This window comes from Pseudomonas sp. P1_F1_2, assembly GCF_056405815.1.
Genome location: NZ_JBFUBK010000056.1, coordinates 17,208 through 39,297, shown reverse-complemented (window position 1 = coordinate 39,297; position 22,090 = coordinate 17,208). Strand labels below are relative to the sequence as shown.

General features: G+C 55.2%; 30 protein-coding genes. 14 read left to right on the top strand and 16 right to left on the bottom strand.

The window, feature by feature from the left end:
- The 7 genes from AC1D2P_RS17665 to AC1D2P_RS17635 all read left to right on the top strand — a co-directional run.
- A partial coding sequence (locus AC1D2P_RS17665) for an Rnf-Nqr domain containing protein (protein ID WP_477811529.1) occupies positions 1 to 494 on the top strand: 494 nt, incomplete at its 5' end.
- Positions 491 to 1,708, top strand: a complete 1,218-nt coding sequence (rsxB, locus tag AC1D2P_RS17660; protein WP_109785029.1) for an electron transport complex subunit RsxB — start codon at positions 491 to 493, stop codon at positions 1,706 to 1,708. The genes AC1D2P_RS17665 and rsxB, both read left to right, overlap by 4 nt.
- Complete coding sequence (locus AC1D2P_RS17655) at positions 1,695 to 2,684, top strand: RnfABCDGE type electron transport complex subunit D (protein ID WP_223523514.1); 990 nt, start codon at positions 1,695 to 1,697, stop codon at positions 2,682 to 2,684. Before rsxB ends, AC1D2P_RS17655 begins: the two co-directional genes overlap by 14 nt.
- Positions 2,681 to 3,292: an RnfABCDGE type electron transport complex subunit G gene (locus AC1D2P_RS17650; RefSeq protein WP_477811528.1), complete on the top strand. Its 612-nt coding sequence runs from the start codon at positions 2,681 to 2,683 to the stop codon at positions 3,290 to 3,292. The genes AC1D2P_RS17655 and AC1D2P_RS17650 overlap by 4 nt, the downstream gene beginning before the upstream one ends.
- A complete protein-coding gene (locus AC1D2P_RS17645) occupies positions 3,285 to 3,794 on the top strand; it encodes an Rnf-Nqr domain containing protein (RefSeq protein WP_109785027.1) in 510 nt (169 codons plus the stop codon). Before AC1D2P_RS17650 ends, AC1D2P_RS17645 begins: the two co-directional genes overlap by 8 nt.
- A gap of 29 nt (positions 3,795 to 3,823) precedes the next feature.
- The gene (nth, locus tag AC1D2P_RS17640; protein WP_046026478.1) at positions 3,824 to 4,462 is read left to right on the top strand and encodes an endonuclease III; all 639 of its coding nucleotides are present in this window, start codon (positions 3,824 to 3,826) and stop codon (positions 4,460 to 4,462) included.
- Positions 4,463 to 4,569: 107 nt separating this feature from the next.
- The gene (locus AC1D2P_RS17635) at positions 4,570 to 4,749 is read left to right on the top strand and encodes a PA3496 family putative envelope integrity protein (protein ID WP_007898493.1); all 180 of its coding nucleotides are present in this window, start codon (positions 4,570 to 4,572) and stop codon (positions 4,747 to 4,749) included.
- 93 nt (positions 4,750 to 4,842) lie between these two features.
- Here AC1D2P_RS17635 and AC1D2P_RS17630 read toward each other — a convergent pair whose 3' ends face one another.
- Positions 4,843 to 5,469, bottom strand: coding sequence for a response regulator transcription factor (locus tag AC1D2P_RS17630; protein ID WP_007943575.1), 627 nt, complete (start codon positions 5,467 to 5,469; stop codon positions 4,843 to 4,845).
- A gap of 586 nt (positions 5,470 to 6,055) precedes the next feature.
- On the opposite strand from AC1D2P_RS17630, the gene AC1D2P_RS17625 reads away from it, so the two are divergent.
- Positions 6,056 to 6,637, top strand: coding sequence for a hypothetical protein (locus AC1D2P_RS17625; RefSeq protein WP_258667038.1), 582 nt, complete (start codon positions 6,056 to 6,058; stop codon positions 6,635 to 6,637).
- A 171-nt stretch (positions 6,638 to 6,808) separates the two neighbouring features.
- Here AC1D2P_RS17625 and AC1D2P_RS17620 read toward each other — a convergent pair whose 3' ends face one another.
- Complete coding sequence (locus AC1D2P_RS17620) at positions 6,809 to 8,026, bottom strand: argininosuccinate synthase (protein ID WP_027922848.1); 1,218 nt, start codon at positions 8,024 to 8,026, stop codon at positions 6,809 to 6,811.
- A gap of 129 nt (positions 8,027 to 8,155) precedes the next feature.
- Entirely contained in the window at positions 8,156 to 9,061 is a 906-nt protein-coding gene (locus AC1D2P_RS17615; RefSeq protein ID WP_046026723.1) for a flagellar protein MotY, read from the bottom strand.
- A 158-nt stretch (positions 9,062 to 9,219) separates the two neighbouring features.
- On the opposite strand from AC1D2P_RS17615, the gene pyrC reads away from it, so the two are divergent.
- Together pyrC and rnt are read left to right on the top strand one after the other, a co-directional pair.
- Positions 9,220 to 10,266 (top strand): dihydroorotase, encoded by a 1,047-nt coding sequence (gene pyrC, locus AC1D2P_RS17610; RefSeq protein WP_046026481.1) that lies wholly within the window; start codon positions 9,220 to 9,222, stop codon positions 10,264 to 10,266.
- Entirely contained in the window at positions 10,263 to 10,940 is a 678-nt protein-coding gene (rnt, locus tag AC1D2P_RS17605; RefSeq protein WP_046026482.1) for a ribonuclease T, read from the top strand. The genes pyrC and rnt overlap by 4 nt, the downstream gene beginning before the upstream one ends.
- A gap of 73 nt (positions 10,941 to 11,013) precedes the next feature.
- On the opposite strand, the gene AC1D2P_RS17600 is transcribed toward rnt, so the two are convergent.
- Positions 11,014 to 11,616, bottom strand: a complete 603-nt coding sequence (locus tag AC1D2P_RS17600; RefSeq protein ID WP_477758030.1) for a peroxiredoxin — start codon at positions 11,614 to 11,616, stop codon at positions 11,014 to 11,016.
- 312 nt (positions 11,617 to 11,928) lie between these two features.
- Between AC1D2P_RS17600 and AC1D2P_RS17595 the strand changes: the two genes are divergently transcribed.
- The 4 genes from AC1D2P_RS17595 (at position 11,929) to AC1D2P_RS17580 (ending at position 13,985) form a co-directional block, all read left to right on the top strand.
- Positions 11,929 to 12,147, top strand: a complete 219-nt coding sequence (locus AC1D2P_RS17595; RefSeq protein ID WP_007943567.1) for a bacterioferritin-associated ferredoxin — start codon at positions 11,929 to 11,931, stop codon at positions 12,145 to 12,147.
- Positions 12,148 to 12,432: 285 nt separating this feature from the next.
- On the top strand, positions 12,433 to 13,329 hold the full coding sequence (locus tag AC1D2P_RS17590) for an AbiTii domain-containing protein (protein ID WP_477758029.1): 897 nt from the start codon (positions 12,433 to 12,435) through the stop codon (positions 13,327 to 13,329).
- A 145-nt stretch (positions 13,330 to 13,474) separates the two neighbouring features.
- Positions 13,475 to 13,735, top strand: coding sequence for a hypothetical protein (locus AC1D2P_RS17585; RefSeq protein ID WP_477758028.1), 261 nt, complete (start codon positions 13,475 to 13,477; stop codon positions 13,733 to 13,735).
- Positions 13,736 to 13,772: 37 nt separating this feature from the next.
- On the top strand, positions 13,773 to 13,985 hold the full coding sequence (locus AC1D2P_RS17580; protein WP_477758027.1) for a hypothetical protein: 213 nt from the start codon (positions 13,773 to 13,775) through the stop codon (positions 13,983 to 13,985).
- A 3-nt stretch (positions 13,986 to 13,988) separates the two neighbouring features.
- Here the strand turns inward: AC1D2P_RS17580 and AC1D2P_RS17575 are convergent, their stop codons facing one another.
- The 12 genes from AC1D2P_RS17575 to AC1D2P_RS17520 all read right to left on the bottom strand — a co-directional run bounded on the left by AC1D2P_RS17575 (position 13,989) and on the right by AC1D2P_RS17520 (position 22,073).
- Positions 13,989 to 14,669, bottom strand: coding sequence for a hypothetical protein (locus AC1D2P_RS17575; protein ID WP_477758026.1), 681 nt, complete (start codon positions 14,667 to 14,669; stop codon positions 13,989 to 13,991).
- Positions 14,666 to 14,854 carry a hypothetical protein gene (locus tag AC1D2P_RS17570; RefSeq protein WP_477758025.1) on the bottom strand — a complete coding sequence of 63 codons (189 nt, stop codon included), beginning with the start codon at positions 14,852 to 14,854 and terminating at the stop codon, positions 14,666 to 14,668. The genes AC1D2P_RS17575 and AC1D2P_RS17570 overlap by 4 nt, the downstream gene beginning before the upstream one ends.
- 2 nt (positions 14,855 to 14,856) lie before the next feature.
- Positions 14,857 to 15,279 carry a hypothetical protein gene (locus tag AC1D2P_RS17565; protein ID WP_477811527.1) on the bottom strand — a complete coding sequence of 141 codons (423 nt, stop codon included), beginning with the start codon at positions 15,277 to 15,279 and terminating at the stop codon, positions 14,857 to 14,859.
- Entirely contained in the window at positions 15,276 to 15,473 is a 198-nt protein-coding gene (locus AC1D2P_RS17560; RefSeq protein WP_477758023.1) for a hypothetical protein, read from the bottom strand. The genes AC1D2P_RS17565 and AC1D2P_RS17560 overlap by 4 nt, the downstream gene beginning before the upstream one ends.
- Before the next feature lie 475 nt (positions 15,474 to 15,948).
- The gene (locus AC1D2P_RS17555) at positions 15,949 to 16,908 is read right to left on the bottom strand and encodes a hypothetical protein (RefSeq protein ID WP_477758022.1); all 960 of its coding nucleotides are present in this window, start codon (positions 16,906 to 16,908) and stop codon (positions 15,949 to 15,951) included.
- Complete coding sequence (locus AC1D2P_RS17550) at positions 16,901 to 17,236, bottom strand: hypothetical protein (RefSeq protein ID WP_477758021.1); 336 nt, start codon at positions 17,234 to 17,236, stop codon at positions 16,901 to 16,903. The genes AC1D2P_RS17555 and AC1D2P_RS17550 overlap by 8 nt, the downstream gene beginning before the upstream one ends.
- Positions 17,233 to 17,706, bottom strand: a complete 474-nt coding sequence (locus tag AC1D2P_RS17545; protein WP_477758020.1) for a hypothetical protein — start codon at positions 17,704 to 17,706, stop codon at positions 17,233 to 17,235. Before AC1D2P_RS17545 ends, AC1D2P_RS17550 begins: the two co-directional genes overlap by 4 nt.
- A gap of 2 nt (positions 17,707 to 17,708) precedes the next feature.
- Positions 17,709 to 18,176 (bottom strand): hypothetical protein, encoded by a 468-nt coding sequence (locus AC1D2P_RS17540; protein ID WP_477758019.1) that lies wholly within the window; start codon positions 18,174 to 18,176, stop codon positions 17,709 to 17,711.
- Between the two features lie 96 nt (positions 18,177 to 18,272).
- Positions 18,273 to 18,641, bottom strand: coding sequence for a hypothetical protein (locus AC1D2P_RS17535; protein ID WP_477758018.1), 369 nt, complete (start codon positions 18,639 to 18,641; stop codon positions 18,273 to 18,275).
- A 232-nt stretch (positions 18,642 to 18,873) separates the two neighbouring features.
- Positions 18,874 to 19,164 carry a hypothetical protein gene (locus AC1D2P_RS17530; RefSeq protein WP_477758017.1) on the bottom strand — a complete coding sequence of 97 codons (291 nt, stop codon included), beginning with the start codon at positions 19,162 to 19,164 and terminating at the stop codon, positions 18,874 to 18,876.
- A gap of 58 nt (positions 19,165 to 19,222) precedes the next feature.
- Positions 19,223 to 19,537, bottom strand: a complete 315-nt coding sequence (locus AC1D2P_RS17525) for a hypothetical protein (RefSeq protein ID WP_477758016.1) — start codon at positions 19,535 to 19,537, stop codon at positions 19,223 to 19,225.
- Between the two features lie 256 nt (positions 19,538 to 19,793).
- Entirely contained in the window at positions 19,794 to 22,073 is a 2,280-nt protein-coding gene (locus AC1D2P_RS17520; RefSeq protein WP_477758015.1) for a hypothetical protein, read from the bottom strand.
- Positions 22,074 to 22,090 lie beyond the last annotated feature (17 nt).

Genomic DNA, 22,090 nt, shown 5'->3' with positions numbered 1-22,090 from the left:
ATCCACTGGTGGGCAATGAGCATCGGCAAGTCCATGCGCTGGGTATAGCGACGGCATGCCTGACGCTGATCGTCGGCCTGTCGGGCTATTTGGCCAACCGTTGGTTGCTGGTGCCGCTGGATCTGACATCACTGCGTCTATTCGTGTTCTTGCCATTGAGCGTTCTGCTGATTGGGCCATTGTTGAAAGCACTGTCACGGCTACTGCCGACGCTGGCGTTCGACGGCCTCTGGTCGCTGCTGGCAGGCAACGCGGGCGTGCTCGGCCTGACGTTGCTCAACGCCCAGGACGACAAAGGATTCTTTCACGCAACCGCCCTGAGCCTCGGCGCCGGGCTGGGGTTTTGGCTGGTGCTGAGCCTGTTCAGCGATTTGCGCCAGCGCACACTCGATAACGATGTCCCCCTGCCCTTTCGAGGCCTGCCGATCGAGTTGATCGGGGCCGGACTGATTGCAGTGGCATTTCTCGGATTTAGCGGACTGATCAAAACATGAGTCTGATTCAACGCATCGACGCCCTCTTGCCCCAGACTCAGTGCGGCAAGTGTGGCCACCCCGGATGCAAGCCCTACGCCGAAGGCATCGCCAGCGGTGAGCCGATCAACAAGTGCCCGCCCGGCGGCAGCGAAACCATCGAGGCCCTGGCCGAGTTGCTGACAGTACCGGTGCTGGAACTGGACATCAGTCGCGGCTCGGCCCCGGCGCAGATAGCCTACATTCGTGAGGCCGAATGCATCGGCTGCACGAAATGCATCCAGGCTTGCCCGGTTGACGCCATCGTCGGCGCGGCCAAGTTGATGCACACAGTGATCGTCGATGAATGCACCGGTTGCGACCTGTGCGTGGCGCCCTGCCCGGTGGACTGCATCGAGATGCGACCGCTGCCGCTAGACACGGTGCTGCCAATTGTCGGCGGACTGGCCACAAGCCTTGAAGAGCAACAGGCACGCGCCGCCAAGCGCAACCGGGCACGACGCCGATTTGAACAGCGCAATGCCCGCCTGCAGCGCGAAGAGGAACAAAAACTCGCTGAACGCCAGGCCCGTGCCCAACGCTCCGTTGTGCACAGTGAAGCGCCTACGACCGACCCGGTACAGGCAGCCCTTGAACGCGTGCGCGCACAAAAAGCGGCCAACGCCGATGCCGCGTTGAAAAAGGCCAAGATCGACCTGGCGATGAGTCGGGCGCAACTGAACAAGTCGCTCAAGGCCTTCGGGCATCCACCGACCTTCGAGCAGCAGTCGCAACTGATCGTGTTGCAACAACAATTCGAGGTGGCCGAGCAGGCCTTGGCGCAACTGGAAAGCACTTCACCGCCACCCGCTGCGCCAACCATTGCACCGACGAAGGACGCCGATCTCAAACGCGCGAAGATCCAGTTGGCCATGCGTCGCGCCGAACTCAAGAAAGCCCAGGCCAGCGAAGCACCGGCCGAGCAGATCGAAGCCCTGCAACGTGCACTCGGCGAGGCGGAACATGCTTTGCACGCCGCTGAAGCAACGAGCGACCAACCGCTACCGGACCTGGTGCGCGTCGAAAAGCGCCCCATCGACAGCCAGCTTCGACAACTGAAAACCGAGCTGGCCTACGCCCGTGCCGACGTCAGCAAGCTTGAACGAAGCGTCGACACCTCGAGCGAATTGATCGACAAGGCTCGCGCGCGGCTGCTGGAAGCACAGCGTCAGGTGGATGCCTATGTCGCCCCTTGAGCCGGTGGACGAACGCCTCCAGCAGGCCATGAAGCTGGTATTACTGGCGACCGTGCCGGGGATGCTGACGCTGTTTTGGCTGTATGGCTGGGGCGTATTGATCAACCTGCTACTGACGGCGGTGACCGCGCTGGCTGTTGAGGGCGCCGTGATGCGACTGCGCCAGCGTCCGCTCATGCCAACCTTGAGCGACGGTAGCGCGCTGGTCAGTGCGACGCTGCTGGCGGCGGCCTTGCCCCCTTACTGCCCGTGGTGGCTGACGGTCTGTGCGTCGGCGTTCGCTCTTCTGGGCAAACAGCTGTATGGCGGCGTCGGCAAAAATCCGTTTAACCCGGCGATGCTCGGATTCGCCTTGGTGCTGGTGACCTTTCCTCAGCAAATGACGCACTGGCCGTCCTCCCACGGCATGGATCTGCTCGGCGGCTTGCAACACATTTTCGGCTTCAGCCTCGGCCAGACACCGGACGCCTGGGTGCAGGCCACTGCGCTGGATAGCCTGCGCATCAATAAAAGCCTGACCATGGATGAACTCTTCGCCGGCAACCCGGCGTTTGGCCATTTCGGCGGGCGCGGCGTGGAATGGGTCAACCTGGCCTTTCTGGCTGGCGGTGCATTTCTGCTGCAACGGCGGGTGTTCGGCTGGCATGCGCCGGTCGGCATGCTCGCGAGTCTGTTCGTCATCAGCCTGCTGTGCTGGAACGGTTCGGGTTCCGACTCCCACGGCTCACCGCTGTTTCATCTGCTCACCGGTGCCACCCTGCTGGGGGCCTTTTTCATTGTCACGGAACCGGTGTCCGGCGCAAAAAGCCCCGGCGCCCGATTGCTCTTTGGCATCGGCGTGGGCTTACTGACTTATCTGATACGCACCTGGGGCGGCTATCCGGATGGCGTGGCATTTGCCGTGCTGTTGATGAACCTGTGTGTGCCGGCGCTGGAGCGTTTTGTCGCGTCCAGGCAGGAGCAAGTAACCCCATGAGCCGCGCATCCAGTGGTGTGATTTTGGTGTTACTGGCCGGACTGGGAATCGGCGCGACCTACCTCGTGCAACAGAYCAGCGCACCCCGCATTGCCGCTGCACAACGGCTGATCGACAGCCGCAAGCTGCTGGACCTGCTCCCGCCGCAACAGTACGACAATCAACCGCTGGAACAGTCGCTTGCCCTCGTCGGCATCCCGTTGGCCAACAGCACACTGCTGGGTGGCTACCTCGCGACCAAGGGCGGCCAACCGAGCGCCGTATTGCTGCGCAGCCAGACCCTGGGCTACGAAGGCTCGATCGAGTTGTTGATCGCCATCGACACTAGCGGCAAGTTACTGGGGGTCAAAACCCTCAAGCAATCGGAAACCCCGGGGTTGGGCGCAAAGATTGCCGAATGGCCCAATGCCTGGCTCCAGGTGTTTGCCGGAAAATCTCGGAACGACCCCGGTGACACGGGCTGGGCGTTGAAAAAGGATCAGGGGCAATTCGATCAGGTGGCGGGCGCCACCATCACCTCAAGAGCGGTGATCAGCGCCATTCATGACGCCTTGCGTTACTTCGATGAACACTCGCAACACATGATCGGGAACAGCGCTCATGACTAAGTCATCGACCCTGCAAAACTCGCTGATGCTTGCGCCCCTGATCGGTGCAACGAGCTCCTGGACGGCGGCGCTCGGGCTGTGGCTGATGTTCATCGTGGTCATCAGCGCTTATGGCGTTGGCATGTGGGCCTTGCGATCCCGGCTGCTTCCGTCCTCCCGCTTGCTTGCCTGCATCCTGCTGGCCGCCACGCTGACCAGTTGCGCGCAAATGGCGGCACAGGTCTGGTCGCTTCAATGGCACCAGCCTTTGGCTCTTTACACCGGATTGATTGCCTTGCAATGCGTTGTGCTGGAATACAACGGATTTTTCCAGAGCCCACGCCTTGATCGGCTACGTCTGTGCGCGCTGTTTGGCGTGTTGATGGTGGGCTTGGGTCTGCTGCGCGAACTCATGGGTAACGGTGGTCTGCACCTTGCCACCCTGGCCCCTGGCGGATTCATCCTGCTGGGGATACTGATCGCTGTACGTCAGGCGTGGGCCCGTTCGACGCCCTCTCATTGATTGACTGTTTTCGAGGAAACGCATCGCCCATGAATGCCGCAAAACGTTTGGAAATTTTCCGCCGGTTTCACGAAGACAATCCGGAGCCGAAGACTGAACTGGCTTATTCATCGCCGTTTGAATTGCTGATTGCAGTGATTCTTTCCGCCCAGTCGACCGATGTCGGCGTCAACAAGGCCACAGCCAAACTCTATCCAGTGGCCAATACGCCAGCGGCGATCCACGCGTTAGGCGTCGAGGGATTGTCGCAATACATCAAGACCATCGGTTTGTTTAACAGCAAAGCGAAAAACGTGATCGAAACCTGCCGCCTGCTCGTGGAGCGCCATGGCGGCGAAGTACCGCAAACCCGCGAGGAACTGGAAGCGCTGCCCGGCGTCGGTCGCAAGACGGCGAACGTGGTGCTCAATACCGCCTTTCGCCAACTGACCATGGCGGTGGACACCCACATCTTCCGGGTCAGCAATCGCACCGGCATTGCTCCCGGCAAAAATGTGGTCGAGGTGGAGCAGAAACTGATGAAGTTTGTGCCCAGGCAATACCTGCTCGATTCCCACCACTGGTTGATCTTGCATGGGCGTTACGTGTGCCTGGCTCGCAAGCCTCGCTGCGGCAGTTGCCGGATCGAGGATTTGTGCGAATACAAGCACAAGACCTCAGACGATTGAGGCACTATTAAAAATATTGATGTATCGATTGAAAAAATCTTTTTTACCCGCCGGACGATTGCCGATATAAGGGGCGCCAAAGGCAGTCTTAGCCTGGAGTTGACCTTATGAGCACTGGCAAAGAGCAATTGGACGTAGAAGACGACTTCACACCCGTTGAAGCCGATGACGCGGAACCGGTGGTTGAAGTGGCAAAGACCAACCTGAGCAAACGTCGCACCATCGACAATTTGCTGGAGGAACGCCGACTGCAAAAGCAATTGGCCGATTACGATTTTGACTTGTAGCACTTAAAAGCCTCCCGAAACGGAGGCTTTTTACTAAGTGCCAATCCTTGATGAGCGCCCTCTCATCGTGACCTCGTCAAATGATAGYGACACTTAAACCAAGCCATTGCGTTGAGCCAGTTCAATCAGATCGACCAGGGAGCGAGCATTGAGTTTTAACAACAGCCGGGTCTTGTAAGTACTGACGGTTTTATTGCTGAGGAACATTCCATCGGCGATCTCCTTGTTTGTCTTTCCTCTGGCCAACTGTTGCAAGACCATCATTTCGCGCCCCGAAAGGCGATCAACCATATCAGCTTCGCTGGCATTTCCAAGGCTGGACCGAACGGTATGCAACGCTTGATTCGGAAAGTAACTGTAGCCTGACAACACGGCTTTTATCGCACTGAGCAATTCAGTGAGGTCCTGCTGTTTGCAAACATAACCGGCAGCCCCCGACTGCATGCAACGCATGGAGAAATGCCCAGGCGCCTGCGAGGTCAGTATCAACACTTTCAGCGGCATCGCCGTCGATGTCAGTCGCGCAATGACTTCCAATCCATCCAGCTTCGGTATTCCAATATCCAGAATGACAATATCCGGCATAAGTTCGCGGGCAAGTTGCAGTGCGTCCACGCCGTTATCTGTTTCTGCAATGACTTCGTAGCCATGGCGCTCCATTAGCATACGTACCGCAAGACGAATGACGGGGTGATCATCCACGATCAGCACTTTATTCATGGGCAAGTCCAATTTCGCTGTTCGAATTTTTAGAGCCCGCACAATAGCCTAGTCGTTTCATCCATGGCATGCCGCCCCCCTCGGCGACCTGCACCGAGAGACATTCCCTACAAACAAGAAGGATAAGTCTTACAAAAAACGCACAAATACTGTGTGTCTGAAATTTAACCTGCCCGCCAACGTGCTGCTTTTTTAATTTTATTTGTATCTATTTACATCGAAAAAAAGTAGAAAAAACCTGAGCGGACGCCCCGGCAAACGATAAAAACTGAACTACGCTCAAGAATCAACCGGCATTTCAAGAAAAAAGTCTTCGACCATTAACACTAAACACCCAACTACTGTCTCAGCCACTATCAAAAACAAACAATCGGCAACACTTAAGCACCAAGACCGCCTGACACTTATCAAATACGAATAATAAACATACCGAAACCGCCACAAACCCAGCTACGATAGAAACCATCAACAACCAAAACCAAGGACATACAACAACAAACAACCACAAAAAAAACAAACCCACAAACATCAGCAAAATAAACAAACCAACTAACCGAGAAAAATTATTATTCTATGAGCATAAAACATGATGAAACCCAGAAGAAAAATTACCAACCCCATGACAATCATTGCCTTGTTCGCAACACTGTCTGAAGCATCAGCGGCTATTTCTCTTCCCTTTCTCGACGATGAAGAGCGCGAGATTTACATCTGGTTCCTTATTAGTTTTCCMTTTTATTTGCTCTTGCTATTCTTTGCCACACTCAATTTCAACTACCGATCACTCTATGCCCCCTCCGACTTTGAGAAAGGAAAGCATTTCATAAAGGTCATGTCCGACGCAGATAAGCCGGAGCGCGTCCCCCCGACAGACTCCACCGAGTTGCTGGTCGAGCATCAAGTACGATTACCGACATCGTTCAGAGGCTTGTGCATCGTCGATGTCAGAAGGATGAGCAAGAAAATGGACTTCAACACCTTGATTGAGGAGGCCCAGCCATCTCAGAGGTCCACTGCACGGTTGACTGTGTTTCTCACCTGTACCGATTCAGAGGCATTGCTGCAGGAAAGTGCGCTCAAGTATTCAAGGCAAGCCAAGAAGCGCCACAGCCCAGTGTTCTGGGTGGCTTACAACGTGAGTTCGCAGGATATGACGACTATGGCGTGAGCGCCGGATAGCCGAGGAGGACAACGCTCCAGGAGAGAGTAAAAGCAGAAGTCATCGAACACGTAACAAGAAGAAAGCTGGATACACAATGTACGGCAGGAAACGCTCCCTTTTTCAGATCTGTGGCCTTGTCACCGACAAGGCCACAGCTCTATCACCGCTTCAACGGGCTCAGAAAAGCTTCCGGCCCTTGTTCGCAGCAATGCGCATGCGCAACGCGTTGAGCTTGATGAAGCCCGCCGCGTCGGCCTGGTTGTAAGCGCCGCCGTCTTCTTCGAAGGTCGCGATGTTGGCATCGAACAACGATTCGTCAGACTTGCGACCGGTCACGATCACGTTGCCCTTGTACAGCTTCAGACGAACAACGCCGTTCACGTGGGCCTGAGACGCATCGATCATCTGTTGCAGCATCAGACGCTCAGGGCTCCACCAGTAACCGGTGTAGATCAGGCTTGCGTATTTCGGCATCAGCTCGTCTTTGAGGTGAGCCACTTCACGGTCCAGGGTGATCGATTCGATCGCACGGTGGGCGCGCAGCATGATGGTGCCGCCCGGGGTTTCGTAGCAGCCACGGGACTTCATGCCCACGTAACGGTTCTCGACGATGTCGAGACGACCGATACCGTGTTCACCACCGATACGGTTCAGGGTCGCCAGCACGGTGGCCGGGGTCATTTCGACGCCGTCCAGTGCAACGATGTCGCCGTTACGGTAGGTCAGTTCCAGGTACTGAGGCTTGTCTGGAGCGTTCTCCGGGGAGACGGTCCATTTCCACATGTCTTCTTCGTGCTCGGTCCAGGTGTCTTCCAGCACGCCGCCTTCATAGGAGATGTGCAACAGGTTGGCATCCATCGAGTACGGGGATTTTTTCTTGCCGTGGCGCTCGATCGGGATGTTGTGCTTTTCAGCGTAATCCATCAGCTTTTCACGCGACAGCAGGTCCCATTCGCGCCACGGAGCGATCACTTTCACGCCTGGCTTCAAGGCGTACGCACCCAGTTCGAAACGAACCTGGTCGTTACCCTTGCCGGTGGCGCCATGGGAAATGGCGTCAGCGCCGGTTTCGTTGGCGATTTCGATCAGGCGTTTGGCGATCAACGGGCGAGCGATGGAAGTACCCAGCAGGTACTCGCCTTCGTAAACGGTGTTGGCGCGGAACATCGGGAAAACGAAATCGCGCACGAATTCTTCGCGCAAGTCGTCGATGTAGATCTCTTTGACGCCCATGGCCTGTGCCTTGGCGCGTGCAGGTTCGACCTCTTCGCCCTGACCCAGGTCAGCGGTGAAGGTCACGACTTCACAGTTATAAGTATCCTGCAGCCACTTGAGGATCACCGAAGTGTCCAGGCCGCCGGAATACGCCAGAACGACCTTGTTTACGTCCGCCATGCCATCACTCCACGGGGTTCTACGGAAAGCCGGGAAGTCTACCGCTCAAACGGGACAATTTACAGAGGCGCGACAGCTTATGACGACGAAGCGACAGAATCTGTCGAGAGCGCGACGATGACCGGCAAGTCAGGAAGTGGCCGCCGGCGTGCCTGATGCGATTTGAGGCGCGACTTTATCGGTCGGTGCCACACGCTCCAGACGTACCGCAACCCGGCGATTCTTCGCCCGATTGGTGGCACTGGTGTTCGGCGCCACAGGGTAACGCTCGCCGTGGAAGCGCAGGGTGATCTGCGACTCCTGGATACCGTTGGCCTTGAAAAAGTCCATCACCGCCAACGCGCGGCGGCGTGAGAGCTCACGGTTGGTCAGGCGATTACCGCTGTTGTCGGAGTGCCCGTCGAGCTCAATGTGATTGACCGACGGATCAGCCTTCATGAACTCCAGCATCACCTGCAACTTGGCCTTGGCCTGTGGATCAAGATCGATGCTCTCACCCGGGAAGCCGACTTCGGACTGTTTAACCTGTTCGAAATTCTTTGGCAGCAGGTTCGCCACGCAGCCTTGGTAGTCGTTGAATGCCTTGCTGAACTTGACCGGCAACAGACGCACTTCCGACACCCGGCCATCGCCGGAGGAATGCCGGACTACCGGACTACGGCCATCGATGAGCCCACTGATCAAGCGCCCGGCCTGAGCCTGCGAGCTGTTGAACAGCACGTTRCCGCTGCCGATCCGCACGGAGCCCAGGTTGATGTCGCCACGCCCTGGTTGCCAGGGTGCCGCAGCCGCCAGCAAGGTCGCCGAACCACCGCCGATCATCGCGTTGTAGGCTTTCAGACGAAACGTCGCCTGCTCGCCGGCACGGCGAACGAATTCACCCGACCCGAAATCGGTGATCGGCTGAATCAAGCGACATTCGAACTTGTCCCCTTCGACCGTCCACTCAATATTCTCCAGACGGGTCTGGAAAGTGAGCGCCATCGCAGGAAGGCTGGCAAACACACTGAGCAAGGCTAAATAACGCTGGCGCACGGGAGGCTCCACTGGCTTCTGCAACAAAAAGACCGACACACGCGTGTTTACGGCTACGTAGTTCATATCGGTACGTTCCTGCAAAACTTGATAGCGAGTGCCTGCAAGAGTCTTTTCCGGTAGCATTCCCCTGAGTTTGACCCGCCTGGAATCCCCTCATGTCCGACCGCCTGACCCTGCTGCGTCCCGACGACTGGCACATTCATCTTCGCGATGGTGCCGTGTTGACCAATACCGTTGCGGATGTCGCGCGCACCTTTGGTCGCGCGATCATCATGCCCAACCTGGTACCTCCGGTGCGCAACGCCGCTGAAGCCGACGGCTATCGCCAGCGGATTCTCGCTGCACGCCCGGCCGGCAGTCGTTTTGAACCGTTGATGGTGCTCTACCTGACCGACCGCACCCAGCCCGAAGAAATTCGCGAGGCCAAGGCCAGCGGTTTCGTGTACGCCGCCAAGCTGTACCCGGCCGGCGCGACCACAAATTCGGACTCTGGCGTCACCAGCATCGACAAGATTTTCCCTGCACTTGAGGCCATGGCCGAAGTCGGGATGCCGTTGCTGATTCACGGCGAAGTCACCCGTGGCGATGTCGACGTGTTCGACCGCGAAAAAATCTTCATCGATGAGCACATGCGTCGTGTGGTCGAGCGTTTCCCGACGCTCAAAGTGGTGTTCGAACACATCACCACAGCCGACGCCGCGCAGTTCGTCAACGAGGCTTCGGCCAACGTCGGCGCAACCATCACCGCGCATCACCTGCTGTACAACCGCAACCACATGCTGGTGGGCGGAATCCGGCCGCACTTCTATTGCCTGCCGATCCTCAAGCGCAATACGCATCAGGAAGCCCTGCTCGACGCCGCCACCAGCGGCAGCGAAAAGTTCTTCCTCGGCACCGACTCGGCGCCACACGCCCAGCACGCCAAAGAAGCCGCTTGCGGTTGCGCCGGTTGCTACACCGCTTTTGCTGCGATCGAGATGTACGCCGAAGCGTTCGAACAGCGCAATGCGCTGGACAAGCTCGAAGCGTTCGCCAGCCTCAACGGCCCGCGCTTCTATGGCCTGCCAGCGAACACCGACCGCATTACTTTGGTCCGTGAAGAGTGGACCGCCCCATCCAGCCTGCCATTTGGCGAGCTGACTGTTATCCCGCTGCGCGCCGGTGAAAAACTGCGCTGGCGCCTGCTGGAGGAACACGCGTGAGTGAAGACCATTTCGACGACGAACAGGACGGTCAAGGCGGCGGAGGCGGTCCTCGTCATCCGATGGCAGCCAGATTCCGTGGCTACCTGCCAGTTGTCGTCGACGTAGAAACCGGTGGTTTCAACTCGGCCACCGATGCCCTGCTGGAAATTGCTGCAACCACCATCGCGATGGATGACAAAGGGTTTGTGTACCCCGACCACACTTACTTCTTTCGTGTAGAGCCGTTTGAAGGCGCGAACATCGAAGCCGCCGCGCTGGAGTTCACCGGGATCAAGCTCGATCATCCGCTGCGCATGGCGGTGAGCGAAGAAGCGGCACTCACCGATATCTTTCGTGGCATCCGCAAGGCCCTGAAAGCCAACAGTTGCAAACGGGCGATTCTGGTTGGGCACAACAGCAGCTTTGACCTGGGCTTCCTCAACGCAGCGGTCGCACGCCTGGACATGAAACGTAACCCGTTTCATCCATTCTCCAGCTTCGACACCGCCACCCTTGCCGGTCTGGCTTACGGTCAAACCGTACTGGCCAAGGCTTGCCAGGCGGCGGATATCGACTTCGACGGTCGTGAGGCTCACTCAGCTCGCTACGACACCGAGAAGACGGCCGAGCTGTTCTGCGGCATCGTCAATCGCTGGAAAGAAATGGGCGGCTGGGAAGACTTCAACGACTGATCTGTCGTCAGGTTTATCCCGCGCATAAAAAAACCGGCCTCAAGGGCCGGTTTTTTTATGCCTCGAACCTGCCTTACAGCGCAGCAGCGTTCTCGGTCAGGTAAGCCGCAACGCCTTCGGTCGAAGCGGTCATGCCTTTGTCGCCTTTTTTCCAGTTGGCAGGGCAAACTTCGCCGTGCTCTTCGTGGAATTGCAGAGCGTCGACCAGACGGACCAGCTCTTCGATGTTACGGCCCAGCGGCAGGTCGTTGATGATCTGCGAACGGACAACGCCTTTGTCGTCGATCAGGAACGCGCCACGGAAAGCCACGCCGCCTTCGGACTCAACGTCGTAGGCCTTGGCGATCTCGTGCTTGATGTCGGCAGCCATGGTGTAACGAACTTCGCCGATACCACCGTTGTTTACCGGGGTGTTACGCCAGGCGTTGTGGGTGAAGTGCGAGTCGATGGACACGGCGATCACTTCAACGTTGCGGGACTTGAAGTCAGCCATGCGGTTGTCCAGAGCGATCAGCTCGGACGGGCAAACGAAGGTGAAGTCCAGTGGGTAGAAGAACACCAGGCCGTATTTGCCTTTGATGGCCGACGACAGGGTGAAGGTGTCTACGATTTCGCCATTGCCGAGGACGGCTGGAACGGTGAAGTCCGGGGCTTGTTTGCCTACGAGTACGCTCATTGGATATCTCCTGGTCTATTAACGTGAAGAACTGGATTCGCATCAGCCTGCCACCCTCAGGCGACAGCCCTGTGACACGATCCCCTTCGCAAGGACCGCACATCATACACGGCGTATTTGAGCTGTCCTCAACGGATTTTGCAGGAGCGTCCAATTTCCCGTCATGTCAGTGACTGGCAGATTGCCAGGCAAAAACCGTTCGTCGGTCACGTGCGCTTATAACGTGAAGCTTTCAGAAAGCACTTTGACAATCATTCTCGTTAACATTAAGATCCATCGCAATTGAGTCACAACCAACGACGGTTTTCACTTATGTATGTCTGCCTCTGCACTGGCGTCACCGACGGTCAAATCCGCGATGCAATCTATGAGGGTTGCTGCAGCTACAAAGAAGTCCGTCAGGCCACCGGCGTTGCCAGCCAATGCGGCAAATGCGCCTGCCTTGCAAAGGAAGTGGTGCGTGAAACCCTGACCAAATTGCAATCGGCCCAGGCAGCCATTCCTTTCCCTGTCGAATTTACTGCCGCGTAAATACCCCATTTCAAAGAACCGGACTTAAAGTCCGGCTATAAATAGCTAAACACTCAATAGAATTCGATACAAAACAAGGGCTTGCAGCGATGCAGGCCCTTGTTGTTTCTGTCCGGGTTACGTTGGGGTGACGCTAGCCGCTGATCGGCACCGGTCGGGACGCAGAATCCGCCTTGGTGGTTTCGTACCTGTATCAAGTCTGTAAGACACAAGGGCTTGCAGAGCCCTTTCGTCACCCAGCAAATTTTATGGCAACCTGCCTCCTCTAACGGTGAGGGTGCTGGCATGACTGGTCTTGTTCTTGAGCTTCAAGCGGACGCCTTAAACGAAGATGGCGTTCCAATTCTCAGCCTGCTTCGAAAGGCTAGGGTGGTCTCGATAAAACTGGGGGTCACTACGATCGACCAGTGGTTGGAACACGAATTGAGTGGCTATCCAACACGCAGTTCAGTTCCCGGATATCGCCATATTGTTGGAAGAACTGTTTGCCGAAACCCCTATCTAGGCTGGATTCCGCTCGAAGTCAGGGGCGCCAAAGCGCAGAAGATGCTGTCTGAACGTCGCCTTCATCAACCGATGGGCGAACTTTGTCAGTTCGCTGGAGCGGGAGTCGGGGAGTCAGTACTCCTTATGTATCCCGCAGAGATGGCAGAACAAATTATGAACGGTACTGACGCTCGGTTTGAGCCAGCTCTTGAAGTGGGGGTCAATATAATTCACGGCATCATTGCTACGGTTCGCAACAAGATCCTCGACTTCGCACTTGAGCTGGAAAGGCAAGGTATCCTAGGAGAAGGCATGACATTTACACCAACAGAAAAAACGGCAGCGAGTAACATTTCCTACAGCATCAATATCGAAAATATGACCGGATCCCAGCTTCAGCAGGGCACAACCGGTTCGACCCAAACCTATACTCAAAACGCCGACCTCAGCGGCATATCGGCCTTCGTAGAAAAGCTTTTGCCCGCCATCGGTGAGCTGAACAACTCAAAAGATCGCGACCAGCTCCAGAGCGATTTAGAAACTATCCGTAGCCAGTTAAAAGCTCCAACGCCTAAAACGGGGATGATTCGAGAATGCTTGAGCTCCGTCAAAACCGTCCTTGAAGGCACGGCCGGGAATCTCGCCGCCACGTATTTGCCTCTCCTTCCCGCTCTTCTTGCTTCAATTCCTTCCTGATATTTCGGGGGCTGCGGCCCCTATCACCTACCAAGCCCTTCCCGAAGGGAGGCCTTGGTATTGCGCTACACTCAAAGGTGCGCCGATTTAATTCCCCCAAATTGCAGGGCGCTTAATAAATGCTGCTAAAGCGGAGTGCCCCGCCATGATCCTGAATATCGATGCACAAGCTCGCCAACAAATTCGCCAAGCCCTTCTTGAAAGCTCCCGCTGTGATGTCTACGCGCTGATTCCGCTCCCGGACGGCGATAGCCTGCTGATGCTGGCGCATGCCGGCAACGTCGCTTTCTGTCTAATTGACGACCGGGGAGACGACCTATTCGACCCCCACCTGATGCAGGATGTCGGCGCCTTGGTGCTGGCGGATCTGCAACGGAATCGTGAGCTGATTGCAGCGGCAAATTAAACTAGGCTTCCCGCACCATTACTCAAGGACGATAGCCATGTCTTCAGAGACTCACATCGCCACAGCGGATGCCCTGACATTGCTCCTGCACAACCAGCACGCCTTAGCTGCTGCCATCGAAGAAGTCACAAATTGGCTCTCAGAGAATGGGGTGGGAAGTGTCGCCGATAACGCAATGACTGCCATGGAAACGCTGGACAAAAATGCACAAGCCCTCACGGATGCGATTATGCGGCTACGCCAGTCGTAGATTTCACAGCAGCTCCCGACCACGTCGAGAAAGCCGACGGCATAGCTGCGCTGACGTGGGTTTGCCTGCGTTGGCGCTTGATTGACGCTGGACGGGGCCATGGCCTTGTTCGGCACTGCTGCCGTGGTAATTCGTAATGCTAGCTTCGCGCGTCTCGCGGATCGCAGCGGCGTCCAGACGCTGTTCAGGCGTCAACGCCAGTTCCTGCACCCAGCGTTCACGGTCGAGGTCAGCGATGGGTTCAGGCTGGAGCAGGGGTGTGTCCGGCACGACATCGGGACTCTGCCAGCGTGGCGCCGGGTAGGCTTCTTCGGGGGTAATCCCGGCTTCGATAAGCTCGCCCTGCTGTTCCAGTTGCTGCTGCGCATGCAGCCCTGCGTTCAAGGCGAAGCAAACACGGCGGGCCGCTTCGACGGTGTTGGTGCCGTCGAAATTAAACTGATTATTTTGCACAAAGTCTACGTCATCTTTTTGCGGCGCTGGCCAGAGTCTACTGAGCCCAAACTGGATAAATTCCCGTGGGTTAGCCTTGGCGTATTCCAGTAACCAGTTACGTCCGCCAAGTTTGGAATAGCAGAACATCAAGTCCGCTGCCATTTTATCGGTCAGCAGTTTTCGTTCTTCGCGGTCGATGGAGCCGCGTTTGCGTCCGCCAGTCTTAGGCGCACCAATCCGGGCGGTCATTTCACCAACTCCATCAGCGGCGCCGTGGAGATCGCGCTCAGCGAACCGTCGTCGTACTCGACGAACTCGACCTTCAACGGGCGCACAGGCTGCATGGGTTGCTGGTCCAACCATTCGGACAAGGCTTTTACCAACGCACTGGCCTCGGACACTGCGTTATTCGGCGTGAACCAAAGGACGGCCATGGTCATACCCTCATTGTGCTGGGGTCATCAACCAGCGAACTCACGACGCGGTGGATGTTGCCGTTTTCGTCGCGTTGGGTGACTTGGATCTCGAATGTTGGGCCTTCGCCATTYATTGGCTTGCTAATCATTTTTGCAATCCTGCCAAACTGGTCGCGTTGGCTGACAACAGCTTCAAAATTCGGTGGGGTTTTTGGTCTTGGCGTCGATGGGATCTGCGCGAAGTCGGTGTAGGTTGTCTTTGGTTTGAACTGCTGGTCGAGCAGGCGCTGAACATGAGGTGAAGGCTGTTGCTGTGCAGCCTCGATGCGCTGATCGACCAGCCGCTGGATCGCGGCGGACAGATCATCATCGGCGGGCGCTGGTGCTTTTTCTGGTGATTGCAGGTTCATGCGCCGTGCAATCAACGCGAGTTTAGAACTCATTTTAAAGCCTCCGCTTGCGCCAGAAGATTACGCAACTTTTGCTGCTCCCCGCCGTGAAGCCCTGAACCCGCCGCCTTTGCTAAAAGATCGTCGAGTTTAGCCAACAACCTTTCATTGGTGTCTTTCAATGCCAACTTATCGCGGGCTTCCCTTGCCTCTAACAAGAGTGGGTTACTTCCGATAATAGTGTCCATTTCATTAAACCTCATTTAAGCCTAGGACCAGCGTCCGCGCTGCTGCCTGCGCTGTAGCTACTCCAGCGCTAGTTTCAGAGACGAGTTTTAGACGTTGCACGCCTGTGAACTCGGCAGGATTAAGCACCAGTAGCCTATTTGCGCTGGTGGGATAAGTCAGGGGGTCACCAGCAGTATTGTAGAGCGGCAAAAAGTTCGTAGAGTTATTAACCGTACCGGTGAATCCGATCCGTGCGTCTGTCCAGCCAACTGTCGACATCTGGACGTTGCACAGGGTTAAGCCGGTTAGGTCGATAATCTCGGACTCGCCGGTGGATGTCGTACTCATTGTAATAGATGCGTAGCTTCTGCTACTTGGCCGTGGCCTGACTACGTTTGCCATTTCATTTACCCTCTTTGCGCTTAACGCGCCGAGCTTTCTTTTCGGCGCGGCGCTGTTGCTGTTCGATTTGAATAAGTACCTTCTTACAGCGTTTCAATTTCCGCGCCTCGCATAAAGTTCCCTTAGCCTCGCCTGCATTTGTGGGTCTTTCATGTAGCGGGCCCTTTCGGCAGGCACTTTAAGCATACTTTCAAAGGCCGCTATTTCGCGGGCGATGTCTACACCGTTCGTTCCGATGCTGTTGGCGCCAATGGCCATGTTATACAGGCCTTCGATTACTTCCGGCGTATTCATGGCATGAACCCAATTGCCGGTGAACTGATCGAAGTGCGCCCGTTCATTGGCAGGGAGACTGTTAAGGTAATTTTGTGCCAGTTGAACAACTTGTTGGGCAGAATGTTCGCCGTATTTAGCCGCGAGCCTATTCATTGTTTCGGCTTGGGCTTTGTTGTTGGTCGCTACAACGCGATTGTAATCTGCTTCTGAGAGCTGACCGAGCATAACCTCAGTGGAATGGGCCATCCTTGGCGATGTCGGGCTTGCCCCCTCAGTCCCAACAACTTGTGAACTATGATTTGCCTGCTTTGCCAGCCATTTTAAAGCCGCGTTCAGGAACTGGACCTTCTGCGGAATTGTCCCAGCAAGCCCTTCGAGCCTATTGCAAAAATCGTTAGCCAGGTAATCGCCAGATAATTCACTTGGCAACTCGAAGTTGTGGTTGGCGCGCACTTGCCGGGGTGGATTCAGTGCTCGCTCCTTTAAAAACTTAATGGCGAAGTTGGTCATCCCGGCCGGGTAGCCGAGACTCGAAAAGTCTGTCTCGAACCTCTGTCCGAAGTCGTCGAGGGCCGCCTGCACCTGTGCTTCCGTGGTGCCGGAAGGGAGTGAGGCGCCGAAAAAAGTCAGGGTTTGGGGCTGGCGGTGATCTTCGCGCAGCAGGTCCACATCGGTAGTGCCCCACGGTGCTGGCGATAAAGGCGCCAGCACCGGCATGCCTTCGTTGTACGGGGCAATCTCACCGGCACTCAGGGTCTCAACGAGATCGTTAGGCATGTTTCACCCCCGGTCCCCAAACAGTCAGATAGTCTCCATTGCGGGTAACTTCGACGCCGATTTTATTTAGTGTCGCCGTCAAGCCGGGCAGCCGGGATTTAACTTCGGCGGCACCCGTCATGGGCAGCTCAGCGACTTCAAGAATCTTTTCAACCAAAACGTGTTCTTCGGCCATATAAAAACCATAGCGTTCAGCATTAGTGATTTGAAACAGAGCTGCAATTACTTGTTGGGACAGGGACATGGTACGAACCTTTATCTGTTGGGTGATGTAGGCGGCATTAGGCAGCGTTTGCACCGCTGCAAGTAATGCAGACTGGAGGGTCATATTAAAGACTCTCTTTTAGCCGGGGAGCGTGCTACTTGCATGCGCATCGTTAACCATGGACGCATGCAAACCTTGTGAAGTCGCGAGTTATGCATGGGCTCGCCGCGTATATCTTTCTCGACGATAAGGTCGATATCGGCTAGCCGTTTAGCGTCTTGCAGGCACCAGCGACATTGAGTGTTCGATGTTGGGAAATGTTCCAAGCGATAACGCATGCCTTCAAGTGTCGGCGGCGTTGCGAGGCTGACTAATGACCAGCTGCCGTTAGTGTTCCTCCAAAGTCCTACCCCATATTTTACGAGTTCGGTATGGGTTTCGGTCTTGCGCATGTAGTGCGTCAGTGTTTCCATATCCGGTGCTGTTTGTCCCATGGAAGCCGCGACATACTTGGCGAGCGTTGGGAGTTCACCGTTATACGATATGAACTGGATGGCCGTTTCTTGCAGGGCTGCGTTTATGCGGGTGTCCATAGTTAACCTCTGAGACTGGCATGTTGCAGCAGTTCGGCAAGGCATGCTTCCTGGCTAATCGCGTTCCTGATAATAACGACGCCATCCGAGTTGCGTACTGCCGACCACATTTCCTCTTGGCCGCAATAAACTAATTTATGGTTGGACGGGAGACGTTCGCCCACCGCGCACAACATTGCCGGGAGCTGGACAAAGGCCAGTTGATGAACTTCACAGTAGCCTTGTCCCGCTTGCAGGATCAAGTAGCGCGCCCAGTAAGTGCGGTCAACCGGGCATATAATCAGCTCATCCCCCGGATGGAACTGGGAGCTGATAGTGGCGTAGAAACTTGACTCGCTCAGCCGTTCGATGGGTACTCCAGCGGGTACGAAAATTTTAAACTCGTTGCCTACGGATTCTCTTAACTTGCAGTCCTTCGGGGTCAGGCTGACAACTGGACGGTGTTCAACTGCTACATCGCTTCGAGACATTTGATGGTTACTCCAACTGTTTGGTAGCTGGAATATTTATATCGCTTTACGGGCTCGTTGTATGGCCTGAAAGTTAAATACCCTGTACTTGTAAAGTTAGATATGCAGGGTATTTAAATAGTTGTCGATAGTGCGCCAGTGCGGAGGGTCTTTCATCTGCTTCACCAGCCAATCAGCACGACTGCGCCGGGACTTCCACAGAGACATGGGGAGCTGAGGCCGGTGGCGCTCAATTGCAGCGTCCATCGCAGTGTGCAGGTCGTTGGTGCGGGATTCACGAGCATGGGCCATCCGGGCGATCTTGGCGGCCTTCTTGGTGGCCTTATCAGGATCTGGTGCAGGTTGTTGAGCTTGGAGCCGTTGCAGTTCGTCAAGCAAAGCCTTGGTTCTTCCCCACAGTTCCGTGCCCTCCCGACGTGCGCGCTCCTGATCGTCAGACGCGGTTGATGGTGCTGTGATACCCATAACTAACCTCCAAATCCCCTGCGTGGCTCAGCGTGGCTGCGCGTGGGGCGTTTTGGGATCGTGCCCGTCGCATTGGCTTGGTCGATTTCTGCGCGTCCTGTGCGGCCTCACAGGAGGTCGAACCAAGGCCATGTAACCCTTGTGTAACCCCACTGGCACCAACGCCAATGTTTATTAGCCTTTTCGGCCAGTAAACAGCGGACGTAGTGTCCGTTATCGGTCCGTTACGACCTTAGTTAGCACGCCCTTTGGGTTCTTCCCGCCAGATCATGTCCATGGTGAACCGCTGTTCGTCACCGAAGTCTTTTTGTGCCGTCTCATTCAGGTAATTCAAAATGTGCAACGCGTGGAATTTCGGATGCAGTTGCTCCAGATCCCAAGCGTTTGCCTTAAGCGCACACTCCACCACAGCGGCCAGTTTGTCTGGGTCGCTGGGGTTCTTGCGGTATCTTAAAAGTGCGTAACGGCAATTGTTATGTGGGATTTTTTGCTGCATTGCCTGTATCGCTTGTTTAAGGTCCACGGCGGATACCTCGGCTACATGGGGCTTCTGGTCTTCCATATGGGAATTCACAAGATTTCTAATTGTGTTCTTGTGATAAGGATTTATCAGTAGTGTTAGAAATTAACCTTTCCACAAGTTCAGCTATAGTTTCGCCATCCTTAAGTTCAGCGTGCAGCGCGTTAAAAACATATCCCGGCAATAAAACCCTTAAGATTTTATAACCAGCCTCAGCGCGCCGACGCTGGAATTTACGCTGGCGCTCCAAAACTGCACTTGGTTTTTTGGGGCGTGTCCCGATCAGGTAACTACCACTCGCCAAATAGCGATCCAGATCCGGACCATCAATCATTTCCCGTGCATACATTGCCGGGACCAGCAATTTGGTTTTCATAGCCATTCTCCAATGTGAAGCCAATGTAGCCATGTGAAGCAACACCATGGCTTCACGCCAAATCCCCGTGCTAGAGCTGTTTGTATACATATGAAGCCATGAAGCCATAGATAGAGAGTGCAAAATTTTTATCCGCTTTCCCTGATCTACATATCTATTTCCACAAAAGTGGCTTCATGGCTTCACTCCCCAAGTAGCCGCTCTATCTCGCGTGTTTCGAGCGAAGCCACCCGTGGCGGGGAGGTGGCTTCGTGCTTCATTGCAGCAGCTTCCGGTAGCTCACGCCCTTGTTATTCGCCAATGGCACTTCCTCAATCAAGCCATCAAAAACGAGTGTCTTGATTACTCGCTCGCGTGAGAAACTGTCCTTATTGTCCCGCCATTTCCTACCGGCATATTTACCTATATCACTGCTAAGTACGGCGCCCGTATCCCTAACCACCGGGGCTTTATCGAAAGCATGCATAAAGCCTTTAGCCATGGCATCCATTTCGTTTGCTGCGCCGCCACCGCCTGCTGTGTACTGCTTGGACGAGTTTTCGTTAGACCAACGGACAAAGCGTTTAGCCCATTCAAAATTAGCTTTTGTCAACGTATCGCCACTGTCCATTACGCATAGCAGCATGGCGATTTTGATTACCTTTTCAGCGTAGCGCCCCCAGATATCCAGCAGGCTTTTAGCACGCTCCCGGCCATATTTCATTTCAGCGCGCCAGTCGTTATTAAAATCCGCATAGGTTTTAAGTAGCCGGGGTTTCATATACGTTTGCGCCACTGGTTTTACCTGACAGTCAGGACTATTCAATACCTGTTCCATGGGATTTTTCGGGGACAGCCGACATAGCTTATCTACCTGCTCACTTAGTACATCGGGCAGTGGGGCTATTTCATCGTCGATATTGCCAACGTCGGCGGTGTAATTGAGGCAGGCTAGTAAAAACCTGTTGGTTAATCCTTCGCTTGAAGTCGATGCGCTTAATGATGCCACCACCTCAAGCACACCAGTGCCGACAATCGACAGACAAGGATAGTGCAGGATGGGCATTTCATTAGCGCCCTTTTGCCGTTTCGAGTAACGAGCAGGCGCTATATTTTCCACGTCCGCTTTATTATAAAGATCGAGCCAAGTTCTTCTTAATTTATGGCCTTCACTTCCCGGCTTGGCATTGACCACCGCCGCTAAAGTTTGTCCGAGTTCTTCGTCAACCAGTATCTGCGTAGGTGTCTCCACGAACTGCCACCACAGGCCGGCATAGGATTCATAACTACGCTCAAACACCGGCACCGCCACTTCATAATTAATTTTGGAAAGCTGTTCGATGGCCTTAACCGGCATATTTAAAATGTCGCCTTTGCCCGCTTCCGACTCAGCTAAAATAATCATCCATATGTTAGGCCGCGTGCCGCGCTTCAAGGCTACCGATGACCCCACTAGCGCTTGGGCGAATAGCAAACAACTGAATAAAGCAAAAACTTGGTTTACCATCAGCGCGTTGCTCATGTACCAGTCGATATAAGCCTTGACAGCCATGGGTGCATTTTTTAACAACCAAGCTATACCGGTATCTTTTGTTTCGACGACAGGCACCGTAACCGCTGATTGCACGCCCCAGTCTGCTTTTTTGCCGGTTTTCTTCGTATACCGTGCCAGTACCGCCACTTCGAATTCCGGCTGGGTGCGCTCGACACAATGACCATGGAAGCAACTGAAAGCGGCGTAGGGGTGTCCATGGGTGTTCGCCAAGCAATACATGGTTTCCTTATCGCCGCCGTCCATGCTGTGCTCATGGGCAAACGGGCATTCGATCAGATACTTTTCGCCGTCCTCAGTGCTGCGCACCATGCCCAATTCAATCATGGCTTGCAGGATTTTATCGTCACTCTTTACCCGTTCCAGTCTGGATTGATTGCCACTTTTACCTTTCGGCTTTCTGGCGGGCGCCAGCATCAGCATGGCGTCAACATCCACCGGCTGGCCAGCGAAGCGAAACGTCTCTGCACCTTCCAAGGGTGTATATAAAGGCTGTTCGCCGGGGTAGACCTTTTTGTCGAACTTCACCACGCCAACACCCAGCTCGCGCTCGATCATCGATTGGATGGATTCGCATACCGCCATGCCGTCATCCCGGTCAGTCGCCTTGGTTTGCATCAGCACCACACGACAGCGCGGCGCCTCAGGCGTATGGCTGGCCGTGGTATAGGCAAACCCATAGAAGCGTTGCAGCAGCTCCAGCACCTTGTGGTAAATCTCCGGGCTGTCGAAGCCGTCGCAGTCGAAGGGCGCGAACCAGCGCGGCAGTGCCAGGTGCTTTGCCCGCCACGTCTTTTTGCCGGGGTACTTTTCCTGATTGTTGTTATAGCCCTCAGCCATCGGCGCGCAGATAAAGGTTTTACCTTTGATCGTGCCGCGCCCAACTAATACGTCATCAGCGAATTCGTCAAAGTTGGTGGCTTCGCACTGCACGGGGCAATTATCAAACTTGCTCGCGCCGCATGAAACGCGGATGGTGTTTACTGCTTCTATATCTTGGGCCATAATATGGCTACCCCTAA

What these genes read in the sequence shown, in the direction of transcription:
- AC1D2P_RS17560 (WP_477758023.1), bottom strand. Translation starts at nt 15,473, where the DNA reads ATGGACACTATTATCGGAAGTAACCCACTCTTGTTAGAGGCAAGGGAA.
- AC1D2P_RS17545 (WP_477758020.1), bottom strand. Translation starts at nt 17,706, where the DNA reads ATGGACACCCGCATAAACGCAGCCCTGCAAGAAACGGCCATCCAGTTC.
- AC1D2P_RS17600 (WP_477758030.1), bottom strand. Translation starts at nt 11,616, where the DNA reads ATGAGCGTACTCGTAGGCAAACAAGCCCCGGACTTCACCGTTCCAGCC.
- pyrC (WP_046026481.1), top strand. Translation starts at nt 9,220, where the DNA reads ATGTCCGACCGCCTGACCCTGCTGCGTCCCGACGACTGGCACATTCAT.
- AC1D2P_RS17550 (WP_477758021.1), bottom strand. Translation starts at nt 17,236, where the DNA reads ATGACCCTCCAGTCTGCATTACTTGCAGCGGTGCAAACGCTGCCTAAT.
- AC1D2P_RS17620 (WP_027922848.1), bottom strand. Translation starts at nt 8,026, where the DNA reads ATGGCGGACGTAAACAAGGTCGTTCTGGCGTATTCCGGCGGCCTGGAC.
- nth (WP_046026478.1), top strand. Translation starts at nt 3,824, where the DNA reads ATGAATGCCGCAAAACGTTTGGAAATTTTCCGCCGGTTTCACGAAGAC.
- AC1D2P_RS17540 (WP_477758019.1), bottom strand. Translation starts at nt 18,176, where the DNA reads ATGTCTCGAAGCGATGTAGCAGTTGAACACCGTCCAGTTGTCAGCCTG.
- AC1D2P_RS17655 (WP_223523514.1), top strand. Translation starts at nt 1,695, where the DNA reads ATGTCGCCCCTTGAGCCGGTGGACGAACGCCTCCAGCAGGCCATGAAG.
- AC1D2P_RS17555 (WP_477758022.1), bottom strand. Translation starts at nt 16,908, where the DNA reads ATGCCTAACGATCTCGTTGAGACCCTGAGTGCCGGTGAGATTGCCCCG.
- AC1D2P_RS17535 (WP_477758018.1), bottom strand. Translation starts at nt 18,641, where the DNA reads ATGGGTATCACAGCACCATCAACCGCGTCTGACGATCAGGAGCGCGCA.
- AC1D2P_RS17575 (WP_477758026.1), bottom strand. Translation starts at nt 14,669, where the DNA reads ATGACCGCCCGGATTGGTGCGCCTAAGACTGGCGGACGCAAACGCGGC.
- AC1D2P_RS17525 (WP_477758016.1), bottom strand. Translation starts at nt 19,537, where the DNA reads ATGAAAACCAAATTGCTGGTCCCGGCAATGTATGCACGGGAAATGATT.
- AC1D2P_RS17585 (WP_477758028.1), top strand. Translation starts at nt 13,475, where the DNA reads ATGATCCTGAATATCGATGCACAAGCTCGCCAACAAATTCGCCAAGCC.
- rsxB (WP_109785029.1), top strand. Translation starts at nt 491, where the DNA reads ATGAGTCTGATTCAACGCATCGACGCCCTCTTGCCCCAGACTCAGTGC.
- AC1D2P_RS17635 (WP_007898493.1), top strand. Translation starts at nt 4,570, where the DNA reads ATGAGCACTGGCAAAGAGCAATTGGACGTAGAAGACGACTTCACACCC.
- AC1D2P_RS17630 (WP_007943575.1), bottom strand. Translation starts at nt 5,469, where the DNA reads ATGAATAAAGTGCTGATCGTGGATGATCACCCCGTCATTCGTCTTGCG.
- AC1D2P_RS17645 (WP_109785027.1), top strand. Translation starts at nt 3,285, where the DNA reads ATGACTAAGTCATCGACCCTGCAAAACTCGCTGATGCTTGCGCCCCTG.
- AC1D2P_RS17590 (WP_477758029.1), top strand. Translation starts at nt 12,433, where the DNA reads ATGACTGGTCTTGTTCTTGAGCTTCAAGCGGACGCCTTAAACGAAGAT.
- AC1D2P_RS17520 (WP_477758015.1), bottom strand. Translation starts at nt 22,073, where the DNA reads ATGGCCCAAGATATAGAAGCAGTAAACACCATCCGCGTTTCATGCGGC.
- AC1D2P_RS17595 (WP_007943567.1), top strand. Translation starts at nt 11,929, where the DNA reads ATGTATGTCTGCCTCTGCACTGGCGTCACCGACGGTCAAATCCGCGAT.
- AC1D2P_RS17570 (WP_477758025.1), bottom strand. Translation starts at nt 14,854, where the DNA reads ATGGCCGTCCTTTGGTTCACGCCGAATAACGCAGTGTCCGAGGCCAGT.
- AC1D2P_RS17580 (WP_477758027.1), top strand. Translation starts at nt 13,773, where the DNA reads ATGTCTTCAGAGACTCACATCGCCACAGCGGATGCCCTGACATTGCTC.